Below are 21246 nucleotides of genomic sequence, written 5' to 3' on the forward strand. Positions count from 1 at the left end.
ACGCGGACGATCATCCGCGTAGATGGCACCCGCTTCGCTGGCGATCCTCCGTTAGACAAAAACGGACCATCCCGTTTGGCGGACCTGGGTTTCTAGAGCAAGGCTGCCGACTTCGGATGTCCCCGCCTCGTTCAGCCCCGGCGACCAGACGGCAATCGCACCGTTTCCGGGGGCGACGACCAAGATGCCGCCTCCCACACCGCTTTTGCCGGGCAAGCCGATTCGATAGGTGAAATCACCGCTGTTGTCGTAGTGCCCGCATGTCATCATGACCGCATTGACCCGGCGGCACGCCTTACTGCTAACCATCTGGATTCCGCTGATGGGATCGGTGCCGTCGAAGGCCAAGAACAAGGCGGCGCGTGCCAGTTGGCGACAATTCATCGCAATCGCGCAGTGTGAAAAATACGCCTTCAGAGTCTCCTCGACCGGACTCCGCAAATTCCCGAACGACTTCAGAAAGTAGGCCAGAGCCCGATTTCGCGATCCCGCCTCGGACTCGGAATACGCAACCGCTTGGTCCACATGGATCGCAGAATCACTGGCCAGCGTTCGCATCCGCTCGATCAGTTCGGCAATCGTAGCGTCGGCTCCTTGCTGTTGGACCAAGTGATCCGTCACGACGATCGCGCCCGCGTTGATCAAAGGATTGCGAGGGATCCCGCCTTCGAGTTCAAGCTGCACAATGGAATTGAAGGGTGACCCCGACGGTTCTCTCCCCACGCTTTCCCAGAGCTCGTCGCCAACTTTACGTAGCACCATCGAAAGGGTGAACACCTTGGAAATACTTTGAATCGAAAAGTATTCGTCGGCGTCGCCGAGCGTGTGGACGTTGCCATCACCAAGGGCGACCGCCAGCCCAAACTTCATTGGGTCCACCGTTGCCAGCGCGGGAATGTAGTCGGCAACACGTCCCTGGCCGCGAGAAGGTTGAATGATCGAATCAATTTCGTTCAGTACATTTTCCCAGTCCATGGGGCGACTCGACATTCCTTGGGCTTCCGTTGGCGGAGGTGGTTGTGATTCCAGTCTCTGTGATTCTGGCTGGGGGCGAAGTCTAGCACTGGCACCAACGAACTGGCAGGCAGCTCGATCACGGCCGGACTAGCGACGTGTGACTTGGACTTCGTAGACGATTTCGGAACGGCCTTCGCCGATGTAGCAGCCTTCCGTCGGGGCAGCCCATTCCGGTTCAGGGCCGGCAGCCACCGGGATGTGAGCGTCCGCGACGGCGATCCCTAACGTTGGATCGTAACCACGCCATCCACCACCGGGCAGGTAGACCTCCGCCCAGGCATGGAGCTCGGATCCGTGAGTTCGGTTGGGCTCATAGACATAGCCGCTGACAAACCGGGCTGCCAAGCCTTGCGTGCGACACGCGTCCATGAACAGTGCGGCCAAGTCTCGGCAAGCACCCCGTTTTTCCGCGAACGTTTGGCTGGGTGAGAAAGCAGCGCCCTCGTACCGGGTTTCCGCAGTGTATTCGCGGTGGATGATCTCACACAGCTTCGACAAAAAGGGTTGTGTTTGCCAATCAACGCTCGCAGATATCTCGCCTGCCCAATGACCGATGGTGCGGTCCATCATCTGTCGATGCAGGTTCGGAGACAGTGCTTGGGCAATCCGCAAGTCATAGTAAGCGGGCAAATTGGTGACTCGCGAGTCGAGGGACAGGTAGTCGAACGGATTGGTCCGCGACGCTTCGACTTCGAAATTCACATCCAGGGTGAGTTCGCGATGACTGCCCTCAAATGAAACCTGCTGGGCCACATTGCCGAACACATCCAAAATTGAGTTGGACGATGATGGCTCGGGACTGAGCTGACAATTCCAATACAGCACACGTTGCGCTCCGTCGCTGCGGGGCCGCAGTCGGATCGTGAGCGGTTGGATGACGACCGGTTGGTCGTATCGAAAATGAATCCGATGAGATACCTGAAAGATCACGAGCTTTCGACACCACCGCTAGTTGCCCAAATTGGCTTGATAGCGAAAAAGGGAAAGGAAATTGTCGCAACGGTTGAGTGGATCGATACCTGGGAGGGATCCAAGTGCTGATCGGGCCCATCCATCACGCTGGTTCTCAACTAGCGTAGCGTCGGCTCAGCCTGAATGGGGGAGGATGTTTGAATCGGGCCCCAACGCCCGGTTGGGGAAGCTAGTCGAACGTCAAGGATCGCCATTCGACCGTTAGCCAACGCTGCGAGCACGGCGGGTTCTGATAAACTGTGACGATCCCGATGACGCTTTGCTCGACCGCCTGCAAAAGGCAGCGTCGCTCGGGGTGATCCTTGATTTGGAGGCAGCCCGTTTCACCTCCATTGATTCCGTTCATATCCACAACCTGGTTCCCCTTGCATGACTTCCTCTCGTTCTTTCAGTGTCTTGCTGCTTGCGATCTGTTGGTTGACTCCTTGCGTCCAAGCTGAGGAAGGGGCGAGCCTCTCAACACCAGGAATCTGGCCGATTGACCGCCTGAAGTCGGAGGTGCCGGCCTACCGAATCGAAGATCCCGACGCAAAGATCCAGACGCTGATTTACGAAGGCGAGATGGTTGATGGCCAAGCGACGGAAGTCTTCTCATTTTACGCCTCGCCCAAAACGCTGGGCATTGGCAGGGAGGGCGAGCAGTATCCAGGCATTGTGCTGATTCACGGTGGCGGTGGAACGGCCTTCGCCGATTGGGTTTGGATGTGGGCGAACCGCGGTTATGCCGCGATCGCAATGGACCTCGGAGGGCGCCGAGCTCCCGATCCTGAATTCGATTCGTCAGGAAAGTTGAAACCCTACGCGGGTCACAAACGAGACACTCGCGTTCGACTTGCACAAGGCGGTCCCCTGGACGGACACCCCGAAAAGTTTGACTGCATCGGGGGAAGAATCGATGACGATTGGCCGTACCACGCGGCAGCCAACGTGATGCGAGCTCACACACTGATCCGCAGTTTCCCTGAGGTCGATGCTGACCGCACCGCCGTGACCGGGATCAGCTGGGGCGGCTACACGACTTGCTTGGCCGCTTCGCTGGATGATCGATTCAAAGCCGCAGTGCCTGTCTACGGATGCGGATTCCTGCACGAAGGCGAATCGGTCCAAAAACCATCCATTGACGGCCTTGGCGACCGCCGTGATGCCTGGGTTGCGGCTTACGACCCCGGAAGTCACCTTCCAAAATGCACGGTCCCCACACTGTGGGTCAATGGCACGCACGACATCCACTACGTACTCGACAGCTATGCCAAGTCCTACGCCAAGGTGCAGGGGCCGCGCACGATGCGGATCGAACCGCGAATGCCACACGGCCACCAGGCAGGTTGGAACCCGCCCGAAATCCAGATTTTCGTGGACTCGATTTTGAGGGACACCACACCTTTGGCATCCGTGGGCACGCTGCAGGTCAGCGACAACGGGACCGTCACGGTGCCCTTTCAGTCCGATACGAAGATCGTTCAATCTGCATTGCATTTCACGACCGAAACGGGCCTGCGATCCAAGCGAAAGTGGCAAACCGTCGACTGCGTGATTGCGGATGGAAAAGTCGAAGCCGAGGGACTTCCTCTGGAAGCCAACACTTGGTTGGTGACGTTGACCGATGAACGCGGTGCCTTGGTTTCCACGGAAGTGGGATTCCGCTGATCCGCCTAGCGTTGGTAGCTCGACTGCAGGCGAGGGATGCTGGGAAGGCTTTCGGTGGGAACCGGAATCCGATAGACCCGCTGCGTGGTGGTGTCGGTGACATAGGGAATCAGTCCGGTGCCGTGGTTCGAAGAGCGACGGCGGTGCAGCCACACCAATGTGATGCTCAAAAGCTTCTGATCTGGCTGATCCACGAATGCGACTCTGCGTCGGTGATGATTCGTCGTCATTCGAATCGAATGGCCGGCAAAGCAAAACCGATCCTTCAAAAACAAGGCTCCGATGTGATTGCGGCTGACGATCACCAGGTTCGGAATCAGCAGCAAGCACCAACCCATCAAGACCGTGCCTCCGACCGCCAGCACCGTCGCGATCAGCCGGCCACCGGAGGTCGCCCAGGCTTCCACGCCTTCATACCAGAAGTACAGCGTCGTGGAGATGGCCGCGGTCATGCCGATCGCCATCGGTATCCCGACGAAACGTGCGATCCGCTGGAACAAATCACGGTAAAACCATCGTCGGCATAGCTGGCTTTCTTTGGCGTTCATTTGCCACACTGCCAATCGTTGACCTTTCTCGGCTTCCCGATACAAGGACGCTTCCGCGAGTCCTCGCCATCCAAAAAAGATGGCAAGCACCAACGGGATCCCCAAACCGAATGAAGCAGCGGCGATCTTGCCGTCATCCATCGGGCCATCTGAAAGCATCGCGATGGCTGGCAGGCAAGTCGACAATGCCAAGCACCAACGTGCGGCGATGTAGCCACGCACCGGAAACATCCAACGAGGAATTTCGCTGTCGCCAAATTTGGGATTGGAATGATCCGTCATCGCTCTGCCGAGCATCCGCGAAAGTAGTCGTCGAATCGTTCGCACTGGCCAATTGGCAACAGCGATCAAAACAGCTCCGGTCACAACCAGACCAACGACGTTCATCCAAGAGGGAACGCCCGTCCAAACGAAATCTCGATCAAGGCCCGCTTCGTTGTCAAGCAAACCGATCAGGAACATCCCCAGCGGTGCTCCAATCGCGAACGCAAGTGCAAACGTCATCCGTGTTTTCAATGACTCCTTCATTTTGACGGCAACTCCTTCACTCGGTTCGTTGTTTTTCTCGCGACGCTATCCTCCGACCACTCCTCCAGCCCTCATTCTTCTGACAAAAAAATGAGTCAAACGCCACCCATCCAACGCGATTTTGCGAGCAACAGCCAGCGTTCCAATCAGAACGATTCTGTTGCCTCGGCCGTTCTGTCCTGGAACCATCTTTCCAGCGTTGAACCGATCGCCGACACGGACGTGCTGAACAGGAAGAGGGCGTTTCAAGCACGAAGGACACGAAGCTGCACGAGCTCATCCTGGACGAATCCAGCCTTGGGGACTGGTCCTGACCAGTCCCCAATTGAATCGTCACGTTGGTGATTGGGGCGTCAGTCCGATTCGTCTTGGCGGACGATCAGCAACAGTTCGTCGAGGTCGGCAATCATTTCACGCATCGATTGATATCGACTCGTGGTTTGTTTGGCGATTGCTTTGAAAACGATGCGATCGGCTTCCTCGGGGATGTGCTGCTTCGGGGAGCGTTCGCTTGGTGGCGTTGGCTGACGCATGCAAATGTTGTCGAACGTTTCATCACGGTTCTTTCCTCGAAACGGCTCGGCGATCGCCATGGCCTCGTATAAACAGACACCGGCTGAGAACACGTCGCTGCGTTCATCCACTTCGCGATTGGAGATCTGTTCTGGCGACATGTAAGTCGGTGTGCCAATCAGTTGATTGGCAGGCGTCAACGTCGGTAGCTCGTAGGTCTTCTCTTCGTGCTTGACGTGCATCGATGACTTGTCCGACTCGCTGTGTGGGGCGTGGCTATGGCGGACGGGGGAGGTGGGGTAGCGACCATCGTCCAGCGTCGGCTCGCCCCAAACCTTGGCCGCGCCCCAATCCAGCAGCGTGACTTCACCGAAGTTCCCCACCCAAATGTTCTCAGGTTTGACGTCGCGGTGAATCACCCCCGCCGCGTGTGCAAAGACCAGGGTTTGGCACGTGTCTCGAACGATCTCGATCCGTCGGTGCAGCGGGAATGCTGCGGCCACGCTCTCTTCGCCCTTTGCGAGCTGACGAAGCACGGAGAAGAAATTCTCCCCCGAGATGCGTTTCATCGCGTAGTAGATCCCGAATTCGTCATCCTCACCGATCTCATGCACGGGGACGGTTCCAGGGTGCTCCAGTTGGGCGGTCACTCGTGCTTCACGGAGCAGGCGACGTCGGAACCCGCGGTCCAGCCGATGCTCTGGCAACAGCATCTTGAGCACCACGGTTCGACCGACGATTTGATCGAAAGCCGAGTACAACACCCCATTGCCGCCACGAGCCATTTCGGTCAGATCGCTGTACTTGGCAAGACCGTGCGGACGGGGAGAAGGAAGCTGGATATCAGTGCTGGAGAGTGAAAGCATCATTCAGAGGAATGGCCGCTTGTTGGAGTGAACAAAAACGTCAAGTTGCCTGACACAGTCTTCAACTTACCCGCTTGGGCATCTCATTTGTGAGCGGCAAGGTGTTCGTCGCTCATTTCGGATCGGTCCTTCAGAATTCATCATCGTAGCCGGCTTGCAGGTACCGTTGGGCGGCTTCTCGATAGGGCGGATCCCAACCGAGTTCTTGTAGCAGATCGCGTCGCTTCTTGAGGTACCATTTCGGTTCAATTGAATGTCGATTGGCCTCCAGCAATTCCAGAGCTCGCCCTTTCTTGCCCGATCGCCGAAACATCCGGTCTTGCAGCAGGATGAATTCGTGACGATCCCCCTTCGTTTGCTCGGTCAACCGCTCAAAGGCAGCGACCAATTGTGCTTGATATTGATCCGGATCGGCAATTGGCCATCGCTCTCGAACTTCGGGCAATTCGCGATACGCGAGCGCCCGCCCCAGTCGGTAACGAGTGAACGCGAGAGCCCATGACGTCGGCGTCGTCAGCGATTGCGAATCAGCCGGAAGATGCGCGGCCAAGGTCGCTTCCAGTTGGCTGGCCAGCTCAATCGTGGCCCGCAAGTTGTCTTTGCGGTCGTCGTCGGTGTCGGACGCGAGCAACCGATCCTGCAAATCAATCATCGCTTGCCAAGCATCGGTGGCAACGGATTCGGGACGCTCCAGATTTTGCAGCCAAGGCTCTTCCACCAGCCCCGATTCATCCGGTGCGTCTGCGGGAGCCAAAGGCATCTGCCCTGGTTTCCATCGACGGAGCCACGATTGCCTCGCTGAATATTCCAGGCGTTCAGCATCCGACTTGGTTTTCCGGATCTTCGTTGCGATGGAGGCAAGCGTTTGGTTCCGCCAACGTTCTGTCTCCACCTTGCTGGGAGCTTCCGCAAGGGAACGGGTCGGCAATCTCAATTGCACCCACCCAAACGCCAACCACGGCACAATGAGCCAAGCCAAACAGCGACGGCCATCGAAAACTGTGAGCTGTGGTTTCAGGAAGAGTCCAGCCATGCTGTGATCAGGTGGGGTACATTGTTCGTTGTTCATATCGCACCCCCGTGACCATACCGATATCCGATGCAGCCTTCCACACTCAGCCGGGTTTTCTTTTTCTTCGCGGTCTTGGTTTCGACAGGAACCCTCCCAGCCATGGCGGAGCAGTCCGATTGGGCGGAAGGCACCGCCGAGCACAACGATGGAGCCAATCGCGAACATTACAACCTGGCCGCATCCTTGCGTTGGAAACACTTCTTGGGCGATTGGTGTGACGCCGAGGGGACCGAACAAGGTGAGGTAGCCTATGCGGTCGCCGAAGTGGTGGACGACGACATTCGCAAACCCGTTCGTTGGGATGTGACCAATCTGGTGAAGCAGTGGGGCGATGCAACACACCCGGATCAAGGCGTGTTCCTACGTGTCATCGATGGGAGTGGCCGGATTGCATTTGGCAGCCGTGAGAGTTCAGACGCGACTCTGCATCCCAAGCTTGAATTGACCGGCGAAGGGGGGGCAGTCCGTTTGGACGCAGTCGCTGACACGTTCCTGCCCAAGTCGACTTATCGTTGCCAGGGCCAAGCCGACGAACTGCGAGTTTCTTCCGAGTCGGAGAATCTCTTGATCCGATTCAACATGAACCAAGCGGCCGATATCGGGACAATCACCAACGCCAAGCTGGTGTTGCAGTCGACTCAGCAATTTGGTTCCGCCAGTGTGGGTGTCTTTCGCTGCAATCAGGGCGAACGCGTTTTGCCTTCTTCGCCTGTTTTCGGCATCGCGGCGAAGTACGAAAATGATCGCGGGATCGAGGACGATCCAGACGTGATCTTCGCCACGGGTTTCGAACAATCGAACTGGGAGAATGAATGGACTCAGGCCGGACCCGACAGCAAAGTGGACACGGTGGATGCCGACACTCGGTCAGAAGGTTTTCTTCCTCTGCAAGGGATGGCATTGCGTTCTCGAATCGCCCAAGGAGAGTTCACCGCCCTGAACACGCTGTACAAGTTTGAGGAGCGGATCGGCAGTGAGCCCGAAGAGGTCTATTTTCGGTACTACCTGCGGTTGGCAGATGATTGGAATCAAACCATCCAAGGCGGGAAGCTACCGGGGATCAGTGGGACCTACGGTCGAGCTGGCTGGGGGGGACGAAAGAGCAATGGCAAGGACGGCTGGTCGGCTCGTGGGTTGTTCCGCCAGACAATTCCAGAGGGCAATCCTTTGGCAGGACGAACCCCGATTGGGTTCTATTGCTATCACGCTGACATGGAAGGCACCTATGGAGCGAATTGGGTTTGGAGCCAAGGTTACCGCGGGTACCTGACAACCAATCGCTGGTACGCCATTGAGCAACAGTGCCGACTCAACACTCCCGGTGAAAAGGATGGGATTTTGCGAGCCTGGGTCGATGGGCAGTTGGCGTTTGAGAAAACAGATGTGCGGTTTCGATTGACGGACGAACTTCGAATCGAGCAAATCTGGCTGAACCTCTACCATGGCGGAAAAACCGCATCGCCTCATGACCAGCACATCTTTCTGGACAACGTGGTGATCGCCAAGAAGTACATCGGGCCGATGGCCAAGCAGCCATGAGCCCCAGAGTGGTGCAGGCGGGGTGATGGTTCAATGACGGCGGAGTGATTGAGTCAACTTGCCGTTTCGTCGCGGCCTATTTCCCGATCCGGGTGAGTTGGACGCTCGATTTGCTCCCGACCGACGTCGCGTGTTCTCCATCGGGATGAAGCATGATTTCCTCTGACGAACCGTCCGCAAAGTTGCGAAGAAACGCAACGAGGTACTGCTTGTTGCCCACCTTGGCCCAAAGTCCGATGGGCTTTCCGCGGAGAACGACGAGACCATCTGGGGTGTAGTCGCAAACATTTCCGTTGCCGTAGTCCCAGCGTCCTACCACTGGGTCCGGTGGTTCTGGAGTTTTTCGTTGTGCTTTCAACTCGGCAATGTGTTCCTTCAAGTTCGCAATCAGTTGCTTGTCGTCGTCGGGAGCATCTTCTGCCTGGGAGCCTGTTTGGGTTCGCTGCTCAACGAACGAATCCAACTTGCGATCCAGGAGAGCCGAGATGCGATTTGCTTCTGCAAAGTCCTTCTCTTCGACGACCGTGGAAAGAGCTGCCTCAAGATCGCTTCGCAAAGTCTCTTGAGCAAGTGAAATCTGCTCTTTGAGTTTCCGGTCAAGAAATTGCAACCGTTCGTCAAACTTGGCAATCGCAGTTTTCGCGACATCCGATTCAAACGCATTCGCTTCCACCGCATCTTGCGAAGTTCCGGCGTGAGTCGAGCAGGCCAGGAAGGCAAGAAATAGCAGGATGCGTTTCATAAGAGTGGCTTGTGGATTCAGTGTGATGTGCCAGTCGAAATGCTTGGCGAAGACAAGACTCATTCCAGTTCAGCAGCGAGACCGCCAAAATACCCACCCACCACCGAAACCGCAAGAAAATAGGAAATCGTAGTGGAGACAACCAGGGATTGAGCCAGCAAGCGTTCGTTCCCAAACAGGCTTGCCCGAATGATGGTCCTCCCGAGTACGAAAGAGAGAACAATCGCGACGAATGACCAGAACGAGCAAGCTTGCGACAGAGAATTGCCTTTCGTTTGATTGCATTGAGAGACTCTGGGATTCAACTCGAAGGGGTCTGGCCGAGCAGGACTTGGGTGGTTCCCTTCGGCAAGTCAAAACAAGCGACGAGAGTCTTGCCATCGGAGACCCATGTTCCTGAATTCAGCGTCGACCGGTCAGTTGCTTCCTTCAGCACGGTCCGCTCGCTTCCTTGTTGGACGCTGACCGGTCCCGAGGCACCGTCGACTTGCAACGTGAACCTCTCCGTCGCGAAGGGGGCCCGGAGCGTCAGTTGGTTGCCAACCTGTTCGATCTCGGTCAACTGCTTGGCCGCCCAGTAGCGAGCGATCTCGCTGACCTTCATCCAGATGGTTTCGTTTCCAAATTGGGACGCCAACGACTGAACCACGCGTTGGAAGGAGCGGAAACCCTCTTGGCTGCCGTTGCTATACATCCCCTGCCAATGACAGAGCATGACTGCTGGTTGACGTCGCTGGATCAGCTCGACCATCCGCCCGCTGGTCGCAGCGGCATTGCAATAGCGATCTGGTTCCGAGAGTGAGTCGCCTTGCCAACCGCCAAACCAATCGCCTGTTCCTGCGGGCACGTTCACCGTCAATTGCACGTCGTCGGTTCCGATTCCTCGCACATTTTCTAGTTGGGGTTCAGTGCTCTCGTCGCCCGAGATGACGTATTTAAAGTAGTGAGGCAACTCGACGCCATAGACGTCACGAACCGCTTGGTCGACCGCGATCGGCAATTCGCTTTTCACCGCATTGCCAAATCCGCCGGGAGTGGTGACACCTTCGCAGGGGAGGTCACAGTTCTTCAGAATGCGAAGTGCATAGGCTAGGTACGCCGCCAATTCGTCCACGCTTTTCTTTTCCTGCGGGTACGAATTTTCCATGGTTGCGGCGCTGATCGCTTCCATCGGCTTGCCGGTCTTCAGATCGATCACGCGAGTGTGTGTGATCATCTCCGGATGGATGTCCCAGTTGGGAAGCATCAACTCACGGACCAAGTTCAAGCTGGACTGCAGTTCGGATCGCGACCACCCCGGCAATTCGCGATCGAGCCAACCGACGCAGGCCGGGTTCGGAACGATGCTGTACTTGCCCTTCACCCCGTGTTCGGCACACCATTCTCCGAACTGACGAACGAAGGCATCGGGGATCTCACGCGGCCATGATTTCCATGGCTTTTGATATTCCGTGCGATTGGGCCAAGCGGCAGCGAATTGCGGATTGCAAAAATGGCCCATGTTCACCAGGCATGTCGAGTCATCGATGATGAACGACAACGGCACTCGGTCGCGTGGCATCAGCACGTGAACGTTTGCTGGGCGGGTTGGCAGCGGAACGGAGGCGTTTCGCCCCTGTGTTTCAGCGGAGGCAACGCGGGGCATTCCGATGCCGGCAACGGTTGTCGCGACGGCGCCCCAAGCGGAAGCTCGAAGGAACTGACGTCGATCCTGGTCGATGAAAGCTTGGTTCTGGTTCACGTCGAAGACTCCGGGAGACCATGTTTTCGCTGACGGCAGGCACAACACGGCTTGCCGTCCCGCCTGATTCTATCACGCCCCGAAACGTGTCATGACTCCTCCTGTTTTGTGCCACCCACCAAAATCAGTTTCCGTCGCTCAAATTGGAGTGTGCATCTCTCGGTGATTGCCCTGCGGATCTCGCGCAGGGAATGGCTATCCAATGAAGCCGCCGATTGATATCCTTTTCGGCGGCAGAGCGAGCGATGTGCATTCGTGATCACGGCTTGCGCGAAGTGAAACCGGGGACTGTTTTACGTGTCTTTGATGCTGCTCCGTTGACATCATTCTGTGAATCCAGAATTCGTCCGTTCCTGCTGCGGATTCTCTTTGCAGTTCATCTCACGCTTGCGACAGGAGTTCTGAGTCGCAGGCCTTTAGGCTCGGTGATTCATGAAGAAACACGAATGGTACGAGACCACTGACGAAGGCGAGAGGCGTCTGGTCACTGTGACGCGACATGCCGGGAAATGGCAGCTTCGGTCCCGACTCAAGTCGGAAACCGAGTGGACCACGTTTCCTGCCATCCCGCTGGATGATCTCGAGACCCTGCACGAAATCATCAACAACAAATATCGGCGGAATCGCCTCCCGCATTCGCACGTTCTGGAAATTGATGCCCTGATCGAAGCCGCAAAACGCCGGGATTAGCGGGAACCCAGTCTCCAATTGGGATTGCCAATCCGGAAGGTGGCTCAATCCGGAAGGTGGCTGGCACCGAATGGAAGAAGGGTCATTTTTTGGCGACCAAGCTGACGCCGACAATCGCGATCGCCATGCCGGCGAAGTGCTGCCAGGAAGATGGCTCCTCGAGAACCATGACCGCCAATAACATCGTTAGCACAGGGCCGACCGAACCGATGACGGTGGTTCGGGTCGCTCCGATCTGCAAGATTGCCTCGTTGATCATGAAGCTTGGGATCACGGTGCAAACAAAGGCAAGCACCAATCCATACACGTAGACAATTGGCTGGGCATCAAAAAAATCGCTGAACGAATGCGTGCAGAGAAAATGAATCACGACGAAAAACGTCGATCCAATCATCGCCAGGCTGGTGAATTCTCGACTGCCAATCTTCTGCATCACCGGTTTGGCGAACAACACGTACAGTGAATAACTCAGCGCTGCACCAAACACCAAGCACACCCCCCAACCTGTATTGGCGTGAGGTGTGAACGAACGCTCCTGGCCATACATCAACCACACGCCCAGGTACGACAACCCGATCGCCGCCAGAATCTTTCCGTTGACTTGCTCGCCAAGAAACATCCATGCCAGAGCCGCGACCATGGCCGGGTAGGTGAACAACGTCAGCCGTTCCAACTGGGCTGAAATGAATTCCAACCCCGACAAATCCAAGTACGACGCGAGGTAGTAGCCCAAAAAACCAAGCAACAATGACCGAATCACAATCGAAACGGGAAAGGCGGGCGAAGCAGATTCGGCGTCTGCCGATGATCTCCTCCTCAAGAGCGTGGCGAACACGACCACATAAAAGGGAACGGCCAACACCATGCGAATGGCCAACAAGAGTGTTGCGTCAGCCCCCGCGGCAAACGCCAACTTGATGAAGATCGACTTCAGTGCAAACAGAAATGTCCCCACGATGGCCAACATCACTCCCCATGAAAATCGCACGGGGACCCAATCGGAGGTGGGTGTCAAATCAGCGGCGGTGGTTTCCGTGGTCACGGAAGGACTCAATTGAACGAACTGCGGGCGGAGTGGCGTCAGAGTCGCAACGCGACAAAGAAGTCGCAACCCGTCCACATTCCACAGACGTGACACCCCGTTGGATTTTTCGGTTCACTCAAAGCAAGCTGCTCGGCCCGGCTTCGCTTTGACTCCCAAGCCGTCCACTAAACCGGTGGTTGATCGCTGTCGTACGGCACTGAATTGCCGTGCAACTCAGCCAACGCGTTGGCAGCGGCACGCTGCTCGGCGTCTTTTTTGTTGTTGCCCCACGCGGGAGCGAAACTGCGATCGTCCACCATCGCGCCCATCAAGAACATCTTGCGATGGTCCGGTCCCGTCTCGCGAATCAGTCTGTAGACAGGCGTCGCGGACAATTCCCGCTGAGCGTATTGCTGCAAAACAGATTTGTGATTCCCGGACCCTTGCGTGTCAACGGCCAAGTTGACTTCATCGGCCAACCAATCCTTCAATCGGTTGCGCACGATCTCAGGCCCACCATCAATGTACAAGGCTGCAATGACAGCCTCGAAGACGTCGCTAACCAGTGACTTGGGGTAGCTTCGATTTCGGGTCACACCACGGCCAACGATCAGGCATTGATCCAGCCCAAGTTTGCAGGCGGCTTTGCCACACGAACGACGACTGACGACGGCGGATTTGATCTTCGTCAGATCGCCTTCGCTGTATTCGGGGTATTCGTTGAACAACCATTCGCAAACGGTCAGCCCGAGAACCGAGTCACCGAGAAACTCCAGACGCTCATTGCTGGCCAATCGATTGGATGCCCCAGAAGCGTGGGTCAAAGCCGACCGCAGCAGATCCAGGTCTTGAAAGTCGTAGCCCAGAATCTCCTGGCAACGCTGAATCTTTGCGAAGGCATCGGCGTACGGTTCGTCGTCAGATGCGTCCACCAATCGAATGGCCTGATCCTCAGCTTCATCCGAGGAGGGAGAGAACTCGTTGGAGTTCGCCGGTTTCGTTTCCAACGCCGATGGCGACAGCGATTCTCGTGATGGATCACGAGAAGATTTCGGTGACGAGGGTGACACGCGCAAGGAGACCTCAGAGAGTGGGATGGGGAAGAAACGACAGGAGTGTCAAATCTTCAGTCCCGCGCCGGTGACCGAAACAAGAGGTTGTCTCGGCCACCGGTGAGCGACTGGTGGGAGGGAATGATCGCCAATGCAGCAATCGCATCTCCCTCTTCCAAACGCAAATTCTATCTGGGAAACGGGTGTTTTGGCAACGAGAATGCAGGTTTGCTTCGAACTAAGTTTCAATCTGGCACAGCAAGTCGACTGGACCGACCGAACAAACAGCCGACTTCAACAGGTATAACGAGGTGCACCCCACACCTTCTCGCGAAACGATCTCTGTCACTACCTCTGGAAGCAAATGATGACGCGAAGGCACACGATTGGCACGCCTGGGAACCGAGCCTCGCTCGCTTTTTACCGCTTGGGAATCGCCCTGCTCGGGTTTGGAATGGCGATGCATTCCCTCAACGCAGAAGAGTTGACGCCAAAATCCGTCGCGAAATCAGAGGCCACCCGCTCTCCGGCGGCGTCAGCCGAATCACTGGCAAAGGACCTGAGGTACCTGACCAGCGAAGAACTGGCCGGGCGCAGCGCGGTGGGCCCCGAGATCCTGAAAGCGGCGGATTACATTGCCGAACGATATCGCGAAATCGGATTGGAAACGCGCCTGTACGGCGATTCCCCGATGCAACCGGTGGAGATGGCCACGGGATCGCAACCGACTTCGTCGGCTGACAATCGCCTCCGCTGGTCGTCCCCCGGGACGGAACCGACCGCGATCGAACTGGAAAACCAATTCATGCCGCTGGCAATTGGCACCACCCAAGGCGACGTCGAAGCCCACATTGTTTGGGTGGGATACGGCATCCGCGCAGCAGATCTGGGATACGACGATTACGCGGCTTTCCAACTGGCTAGCGGCGAGCAACCCTCCGAGAAAAACGGTTCCATCGAAGGCAAAATTGTGATGATGCTTCGCAAAGAGCCTGGTTTCGCGGACCCAAACAGCCCCTTCGATGGCGTGAAGAACACCCGCCATGCCTTCTTTGACACCAAAGTTTCAACCGCGATCGACCAGGGCGCCGTGGGCGTGCTGCTCGTCAACGATCCGGTGAGCACAGAACGCATGGTGCAAGCGATCCACCAACGCTATCGAGCCGAAGAAAAACGTCTCCAAGCGTTAACGACTCAGCTCAACGCGTTGCCTGCCGAAGCCACCAATCTGCGAACGGCATTGACCAAGCAACTTGATCGAGTCAACGAGATGCTGGGCAATCGTGAACAGGAAGTGGCGCAAGCCAAGTGGGGAATGCTCGGTGTCGCCGAAGCCGGGATGCGGCCTCTCCAGGGCAACGGAAAGGTCACCGACCCGCAGACGGGCAAGTCATCTCGCCGTCCCGCCATCCCCGTCGCGTCGATTTCGAGGGAAGCCGCCGATCACTTGCTGAAGCAAATGGCTTCCCTGCCATCGACGAACGAGGACGACGACTCGCGAGCCTTGTTTGCGAAGGGTCTGACCGCGGTCGAAGAGGCCATTGACGCGGACTACAAGCCGAAAGTGATTGCATCCACCGGACTGCGTGGTCGTCTCCAGGTGGGACTGACGAAAGCAACCGCGACCAGCCCCAACGTGTTGGGTGTGCTGGAAGGCAAAGGCAAGCTGGCCGATGAAACCATCGTGATCGGGGCTCACTACGATCACGTTGGAATGGGCGGCATGGGTTCGCTTGCCCCTGGAACGATCGAGATCCACAACGGGGCTGATGACAACGCCTCAGGCACCTCCACGATGCTGGCCGTCGCTGAACGTGTCGTGGATGAACTGAACCAGACGACCGATCACCGACGAATCGTGTTCATCGCCTTCACCGGCGAAGAACGTGGATTGCTGGGCAGCAAGCACTACTGTTCCCAGCCTCGATTCCCGATTTCAAACACGGTCGCGATGCTGAACATGGACATGGTCGGTCGACTTCGCGACAACGAACTGACCATCTACGGGACCGGAACAGCCACGGGCTTCGAATCACTGGTCCTGGGCCTGAACAAAGGCATGCAGCAAACCTCGCGACCGTTCAAACTCAACCTCGTTTCAACCGGATATGGGCCCAGCGATCACGCCTCGTTTTACGAAGCTGGCGTCCCTGTTCTGTTCTTCTTCACCGGATTGCACAGTGACTATCACCGTCCAAGTGATGATTTTGAGAAACTTAACCTGGACGGGATGACCCGCATAACCGATATCGTTTCTCAGGCCGCCAATCGTGTCGCCACGATGGACGAGCGCCCTCCGTACACGCAGACCAACAAAGACTTTCAGATTCGGCATCAGATGAAAGTGGTTCTGGGCATCCAAATGGATCCCAATTCCAACCAAGTCGCCGGAGTGATGGATCCCAGTGCTGCAAAGGAAGGTGGCGTCCAAGTGGGCGATCAGTTGATCAAAGCCGGAGACCGGACCATTCAAACTGTCAACGATCTGCGGGAAGAACTTCGACCGAAGTCACCCGGAGACTCGCTGCGACTGACAATCCAGCGTGATGAAGAAGAGATGGAATTGATGGTGCGACTTCGGGCAAGATGAACAAGATAAAACGCCAAGAAAAATGCCAAACTGCTGTGCAAACCGCCCCGATCCGCCTTGAAGCGGTTGGAACGGATTGACACAATGACCGGCAGCAATGCTTGATTTCGGTGAGGAAACCGGAGCCAATCAAGCGGGCATGAATCAGACAATCGCATTCACCACGCAAGGAGTAGCGGACGTGCGAACCATCGTTCTTTCGGCCATCGCCATGGCCATGACCACCGTCAGCGTATTGGCACCGACTTCGGCATCCGCCCAAGACGCAGGCCATCGCATCGCCGTTGTGGATGTCGCGTACATCTTCAAAAACAACGAAGGTATCAAACAGCAAGTCAAGGCGGTGGAGGACAATTTGAAGTCCTTCGACACCGAACTGACAGCGAAACGAGAAGAGTTGAAGGCAGCGGCTGAAAAGCTGAAGACCTTCCAACCCAACTCCCCTGAGTACACCGCTCAAGAAGAACGCGTCGCATCCATGGAATCCAAACTCCGTTTGGACATGGCTCGCAAACGCAAAGAGCTCGCCGACCGCGAAGCCAAGATCTACTACGACAACTACAAACTCATCACTTCCGGCGTTCAAGCGATCGCCGAGTACCACAAAATCAACTTGGTTTTGCGTTACAACAGCGAAGACATGGACCTGGCACAAGGCGAGTCGGTCATCCGTGGCGTGATGCGAAACATCGTCTATCACGACGAGCAACTGGACATGACCGGTGCGGTCATGAGCTACCTCGACAAGAAACTGTTGGCTGTCAAGCCTGGCGGAACGCCAAACCGCCAGTGATCCAGTCGCCCTGACTGACAATTTGAAAGGTGGCTCGAGCATCGCTTGAGCCACCGACCGAGCGCCACAAGGATTCGTGACGCTCTCCAAGAATACCAATGGGGCACATCGTCACTCCGTTGATGACAATCAGGCTTCGCTCGCGTGCAAGGAGGCTCGCAGCGTGATGGGGATTCGCAACGAACACACTATCGCCTCGAGCTGTGCGATCAGCGGCCGCGGCTACTGGAGCGGCAAGGACGTCCGCGTCACCTGCTGCCCCGCGCCTGCCGGAACCGGAATCGTTCTCGTGCGATCCGATTTGCCTGGCGAACCCGAATGCCCTGCGAACACTCACTTCGCCACGGGCGTTTCGTTCCGAACCAACCTTGCCAACGGTCCGGCCAAATTTGAAATGGTCGAGCACCTGCTGGCCGCCTTCGCAGGCCTGGAAATCGACAACTGCCGTGTCGAAATCAGCTCCGAGGAACTCCCTGGGTTGGACGGAAGCTCCCTGCCCTACGTCGAGGCGTTGCAAGAAGCAGGCCTGGTCATCCAAGCCGCCGCTTCCCAACCCCTGATCATTCGCGACTCATTCCGCACAGAACACGGTGGCGGGTACATCGACGTTTCGCCCACCACGCAAGGCGAAGCCGCTTACGAATACCACCTGGACTACGGCCCCGACAGTGCCATTCGGGAGCAATCCTTCCGATGCGTTCCCACACCGCACACGTTCGCAAGACAAGTCGCCTCCGCACGCACGTTCGTGACTGCCGATCAAGCCTTGCAACTCCGCCAGTCCGGCGTCGCCTCCCACGTCACCCACCAAGACCTCTTGGTGATCAGCGACGAAGGACCGGTCGACAACGAATATCGATTCCGCAACGAGTGCGCTCGGCACAAAACGCTGGACTTGATCGGTGACCTTTCCTTGGCGGGCGTCACTTTGATAGGACAGTTTTCTTCCGTCCGAGGTGGGCACCAACTCAACGGCATGGTTGCCGTTCGCTTGGCTGAACTTGCTCAGCAACAACAACGGAATCAACGTGCCAATCAAACCATTGGCCTGCAGCAACGGCGAGCCGCATGATAGATCAACTCGGAACTTTGACTCACTTCCCTCTCGCAACTCAACCTCAGAACAACGCACCAAGGATCCAACTATGAGTGCTAGTATCGCTCAAACCGCCGTGGTCGATCCTCGTGCGCAAATTGGCGAAGGTGTCCAAATTGGACACTTCTGTGTCATTGGCCCCAATGTTAAGTTGGGCGACCGCACACGAGTGGGAGATCATGTGACCCTTGATGGTGTCACTTCGATCGGTTGCGACAACCAAATCTTCCCGCACGTTTCGATCGGCACCAACCCGCAAGACGTCAGCTATCGGAACACGCCCACGCGTGTGGAGATCGGCGACGGCAACGTCTTCCGCGAACAAGTCACGATCAATCGCGCCAGCGAAAAAGAAGACGGTGTGACTCGCGTCGGCGATCACAACTATCTGATGACCGGCACCCACATTGCGCACGATTGCAACATCGGTTCGCGAATCGTACTGGCGAACAACTGCATGATTGGCGGTCACGCCCACATCGCTGACGACGTCACCATTGCAGGCGGAGCCGGCGTGCATCAATTCGTTTCGATCGGAACGCTCAGCTTTGTCGGTGCGATGACCCGCATCCTTCAAGACGTGCCTCCCTTTGTCATCGTCGATGGAGCTGACGCTCGTCCTCGCTGCATCAACACAGTGGGACTGAAACGCCATGACTACACGGAAGATGACATTACTGTGTTGACACAGGCTTTTCGTTTGCTGTATCGGAAACGTATCGGCGTGGAACCCGCTCGCGATGAATTGTTTGCGACAGGTCCGATCCGCCCCGTGTTGCGGCACCTATTTGATTGTTTAGACAACAGTTGCCTTGGTCGTGCCGGCCGAGGCCGAGATAGAAGAAAGAAAGCAGCATGAACCGGGAATTGCGAGTCGCCGTCATCGGTGCAGGTCATCTGGGCCGCATCCACGCGAAATTGATTTCACAAGTCGATGGCGCTCGCCTCGTCGCCGTCTGCGATCCCGTCCAGGCCGCCTGCCAGGCAGTCGCCGACACGCACGGCGTTGCAGCTCACTCTGATTATCGCGATGTCATCGAAGACATCGACGCCGCCATCATCGCGGCCCCCACTGACTATCACGCCGAGATCGCCTCGACGCTGATCAAAGCGGGCAAACATCTGATGGTTGAAAAGCCACTGGCTGCTGAGTCCGACGACGCACGCCGCCTGGCATTGATGGCATCCACACGAAACGTCGTGTTGCAAGTCGGCCATGTCGAACGATTCAACCCAGCGTTCACATCGCTGGAAGACTTTGGTGTCGACGTGAAGTACGTCGAAGCCACACGGGCCTCTCGATTCCCAGGCCGCTGCTTGGACGTCGGCGTCGTGATGGACCTGATGATTCACGACTTGGACCTCGTCCTGTCACTGACTCAGTCCGCCGTCCGATCCATTTCCGCCAGCGGAATTTCGGTTGTCAGCGACCACGAAGACATCGCGGAAGCACGCATCGAATTCGAGTGCGGCATGGTCGCCAACCTCAAGGCTTCTCGCGTCAGCCCACTGCCTGCTCGCGACATGACTCTGTTCAGCCCCGCTGGCTTTGCACAAATCGATTTCGGCAAGCCATCCCTGGCGACCGTTCGCGCCAGCGAAACGCTCACGACTCGACAATTCGAGCTCAACGAACAAACGGAGAACCCCCTGGGTTACGCCGACGCGTTGTTCAGTGAGCACCTGCATTGCGAAGTCAACGAACTGCAACCTCGAAACGCGATCCTGGACGAACTGCATGACTTTGTCATCAGCATCGAAAGCGGATCCTCACCGGTTGTTGACGGTTCCGCCGGGGCTCGCGCCGTGAAGGTTGCCAGCTCCATCTTGGACGCGATCGATGAACGGGCCTGGTATTCGTACGCCGGAGCAGATGAACGGGGCCCCTTGGCGATTCCACGACGACGCTTGGACCAGCCCACCCGACGCGAAGACACAGCGACTCCAGGTCGCCGTGCGGCTTGATTTTCGCTGCCTCCCTCAGTCGAAAAGCGTAGAAATTGCCTCGTGAACCAGCTCAATCAGCATCAAAATGTTGAAATTGGGTGGTTGAGGCAGGAAATCTTGCTAAGGGGCCCGGTGCGGCATCCTGACGCGGCTGCGTTCCCAATTTGAACACAGTCGCGTAAAAACGCTCAAAAACCGCAAGCGAACTGCCCTAAAAGACGTTTTAATCGTTTTTCCCGGTGCAATTGCTATGGTTGACGCAAGCTGCGTGAGACCTAAACTCTGCCCAAATTGCCTCCGCGCGTGTTTGAGGCATTTCCACCTAGTCTAGGAGAGTTTAGATGATTCGATCGATCATGGTTGTCGCCCTGTTCGCTGTTTCCAGCGTTGCCGTTGCTCCACAAGCCGAAGCTGGCTTGTTCGGATGCTTCAAAAAGAACAGCTGCTGCGAACCAGCCCCAGTTTGCTGCGAAGCACCAGCACCTGTCTGCTGCGAACCAGCGCCAGTTTGCTGCGAACCAGCACCTGCACCAGTCGTTTGCTGCGAACCAGCTCCAGCTCCAGCACCTTGCTGCGAACCTGCCCCAGCTCCTTGCTGCGAACCAGCTCCAGTTTGCTGCGAACCAGCACCTGTCTGCTGCGACCCATGTGCCAAGCCAAAATGTGGCTTGTTCGCAAAGATCAAGGCTCGTTTCGCAGCCAAAAAGTGCTGCCCAACCCCTTGCTGCAACTGAATCACCGGACATCGTTGATTCCCAACCTGATTCGGAATCGACGTTTGACCGAGAATAAGAGCGAGTGCTGTTCACGAACAGCGCTCGTTTTTTTATGCGCTGTCACCATTGGCAAGGAACGCGAGATACCCGACG

The 21246-nt window shown here is 56.7% G+C and carries 18 protein-coding genes; 8 read left to right on the plus strand and 10 right to left on the minus strand.

The window, feature by feature from the left end:
- Nucleotides 1-51 precede the first annotated feature (51 nt).
- Together UH5x_RS06600 and UH5x_RS06605 are read right to left on the minus strand one after the other, a co-directional pair.
- Nucleotides 52-990 (minus strand): glutaminase, encoded by a 939-nt coding sequence (locus tag UH5x_RS06600; protein WP_482635154.1) that lies wholly within the window; start codon nucleotides 988-990, stop codon nucleotides 52-54.
- A gap of 114 nt (nucleotides 991-1104) precedes the next feature.
- Nucleotides 1105-1947, minus strand: coding sequence for a transglutaminase family protein (locus tag UH5x_RS06605; RefSeq protein ID WP_047813450.1), 843 nt, complete (start codon nucleotides 1945-1947; stop codon nucleotides 1105-1107).
- Nucleotides 1948-2358: 411 nt separating this feature from the next.
- Between UH5x_RS06605 and UH5x_RS06610 the strand changes: the two genes are divergently transcribed.
- Nucleotides 2359-3636: an alpha/beta hydrolase family protein gene (locus UH5x_RS06610; RefSeq protein WP_482635155.1), complete on the plus strand. Its 1278-nt coding sequence runs from the start codon at nucleotides 2359-2361 to the stop codon at nucleotides 3634-3636.
- Nucleotides 3637-3641: 5 nt separating this feature from the next.
- Here UH5x_RS06610 and UH5x_RS06615 read toward each other — a convergent pair whose 3' ends face one another.
- From UH5x_RS06615 to UH5x_RS06625, 3 genes are all read right to left on the minus strand, one after another.
- The gene (locus UH5x_RS06615; protein ID WP_482635156.1) at nucleotides 3642-4688 is read right to left on the minus strand and encodes a hypothetical protein; all 1047 of its coding nucleotides are present in this window, start codon (nucleotides 4686-4688) and stop codon (nucleotides 3642-3644) included.
- 377 nt (nucleotides 4689-5065) lie between these two features.
- Entirely contained in the window at nucleotides 5066-6094 is a 1029-nt protein-coding gene (locus UH5x_RS06620; protein ID WP_047813453.1) for a serine/threonine protein kinase, read from the minus strand.
- Between the two features lie 127 nt (nucleotides 6095-6221).
- Nucleotides 6222-6851 carry a hypothetical protein gene (locus UH5x_RS06625; protein ID WP_482635157.1) on the minus strand — a complete coding sequence of 210 codons (630 nt, stop codon included), beginning with the start codon at nucleotides 6849-6851 and terminating at the stop codon, nucleotides 6222-6224.
- Nucleotides 6852-7190: 339 nt separating this feature from the next.
- On the opposite strand from UH5x_RS06625, the gene UH5x_RS06630 reads away from it, so the two are divergent.
- On the plus strand, nucleotides 7191-8702 hold the full coding sequence (locus UH5x_RS06630) for a polysaccharide lyase (protein ID WP_482635158.1): 1512 nt from the start codon (nucleotides 7191-7193) through the stop codon (nucleotides 8700-8702).
- Nucleotides 8703-8778: 76 nt separating this feature from the next.
- Here the strand turns inward: UH5x_RS06630 and UH5x_RS06635 are convergent, their stop codons facing one another.
- Both UH5x_RS06635 and UH5x_RS06640 read right to left on the minus strand, forming a co-directional pair.
- Nucleotides 8779-9507 (minus strand): hypothetical protein, encoded by a 729-nt coding sequence (locus UH5x_RS06635; RefSeq protein ID WP_482635159.1) that lies wholly within the window; start codon nucleotides 9505-9507, stop codon nucleotides 8779-8781.
- A gap of 238 nt (nucleotides 9508-9745) precedes the next feature.
- Nucleotides 9746-11164, minus strand: coding sequence for a hypothetical protein (locus UH5x_RS06640; RefSeq protein ID WP_482635935.1), 1419 nt, complete (start codon nucleotides 11162-11164; stop codon nucleotides 9746-9748).
- Between the two features lie 453 nt (nucleotides 11165-11617).
- Between UH5x_RS06640 and UH5x_RS06645 the strand changes: the two genes are divergently transcribed.
- A complete protein-coding gene (locus tag UH5x_RS06645) occupies nucleotides 11618-11875 on the plus strand; it encodes a hypothetical protein (protein WP_047813457.1) in 258 nt (85 codons plus the stop codon).
- A gap of 82 nt (nucleotides 11876-11957) precedes the next feature.
- Here the strand turns inward: UH5x_RS06645 and UH5x_RS06650 are convergent, their stop codons facing one another.
- Nucleotides 11958-12917: a DMT family transporter gene (locus UH5x_RS06650; RefSeq protein ID WP_482635160.1), complete on the minus strand. Its 960-nt coding sequence runs from the start codon at nucleotides 12915-12917 to the stop codon at nucleotides 11958-11960.
- A gap of 167 nt (nucleotides 12918-13084) precedes the next feature.
- Nucleotides 13085-13969, minus strand: coding sequence for a ribonuclease III (gene rnc / locus UH5x_RS06655; RefSeq protein ID WP_482635936.1), 885 nt, complete (start codon nucleotides 13967-13969; stop codon nucleotides 13085-13087).
- A gap of 346 nt (nucleotides 13970-14315) precedes the next feature.
- Here rnc and UH5x_RS06660 point away from each other — a divergent pair, with 346 nt between their 5' ends.
- From UH5x_RS06660 to UH5x_RS06680, 5 genes are all read left to right on the plus strand, one after another.
- The gene (locus UH5x_RS06660; RefSeq protein WP_482635161.1) at nucleotides 14316-16541 is read left to right on the plus strand and encodes a M28 family peptidase; all 2226 of its coding nucleotides are present in this window, start codon (nucleotides 14316-14318) and stop codon (nucleotides 16539-16541) included.
- Between the two features lie 139 nt (nucleotides 16542-16680).
- The gene (locus tag UH5x_RS06665) at nucleotides 16681-17334 is read left to right on the plus strand and encodes an OmpH/Skp family outer membrane protein (RefSeq protein ID WP_047813577.1); all 654 of its coding nucleotides are present in this window, start codon (nucleotides 16681-16683) and stop codon (nucleotides 17332-17334) included.
- 163 nt (nucleotides 17335-17497) lie between these two features.
- Nucleotides 17498-18406, plus strand: a complete 909-nt coding sequence (gene lpxC, locus UH5x_RS06670) for a UDP-3-O-acyl-N-acetylglucosamine deacetylase (protein WP_482635937.1) — start codon at nucleotides 17498-17500, stop codon at nucleotides 18404-18406.
- Nucleotides 18407-18479: 73 nt separating this feature from the next.
- Nucleotides 18480-19289, plus strand: coding sequence for an acyl-ACP--UDP-N-acetylglucosamine O-acyltransferase (lpxA, locus tag UH5x_RS06675; RefSeq protein ID WP_047813460.1), 810 nt, complete (start codon nucleotides 18480-18482; stop codon nucleotides 19287-19289).
- The gene (locus tag UH5x_RS06680; protein WP_482635162.1) at nucleotides 19286-20395 is read left to right on the plus strand and encodes a Gfo/Idh/MocA family oxidoreductase; all 1110 of its coding nucleotides are present in this window, start codon (nucleotides 19286-19288) and stop codon (nucleotides 20393-20395) included. Before lpxA ends, UH5x_RS06680 begins: the two co-directional genes overlap by 4 nt.
- 411 nt (nucleotides 20396-20806) lie before the next feature.
- On the opposite strand, the gene UH5x_RS06685 is transcribed toward UH5x_RS06680, so the two are convergent.
- Nucleotides 20807-21025 (minus strand): hypothetical protein, encoded by a 219-nt coding sequence (locus UH5x_RS06685; RefSeq protein ID WP_482635163.1) that lies wholly within the window; start codon nucleotides 21023-21025, stop codon nucleotides 20807-20809.
- Between the last annotated feature and the right edge of the window lie 221 nt (nucleotides 21026-21246).

This window comes from Rhodopirellula sp. UH5, assembly GCF_056839225.1.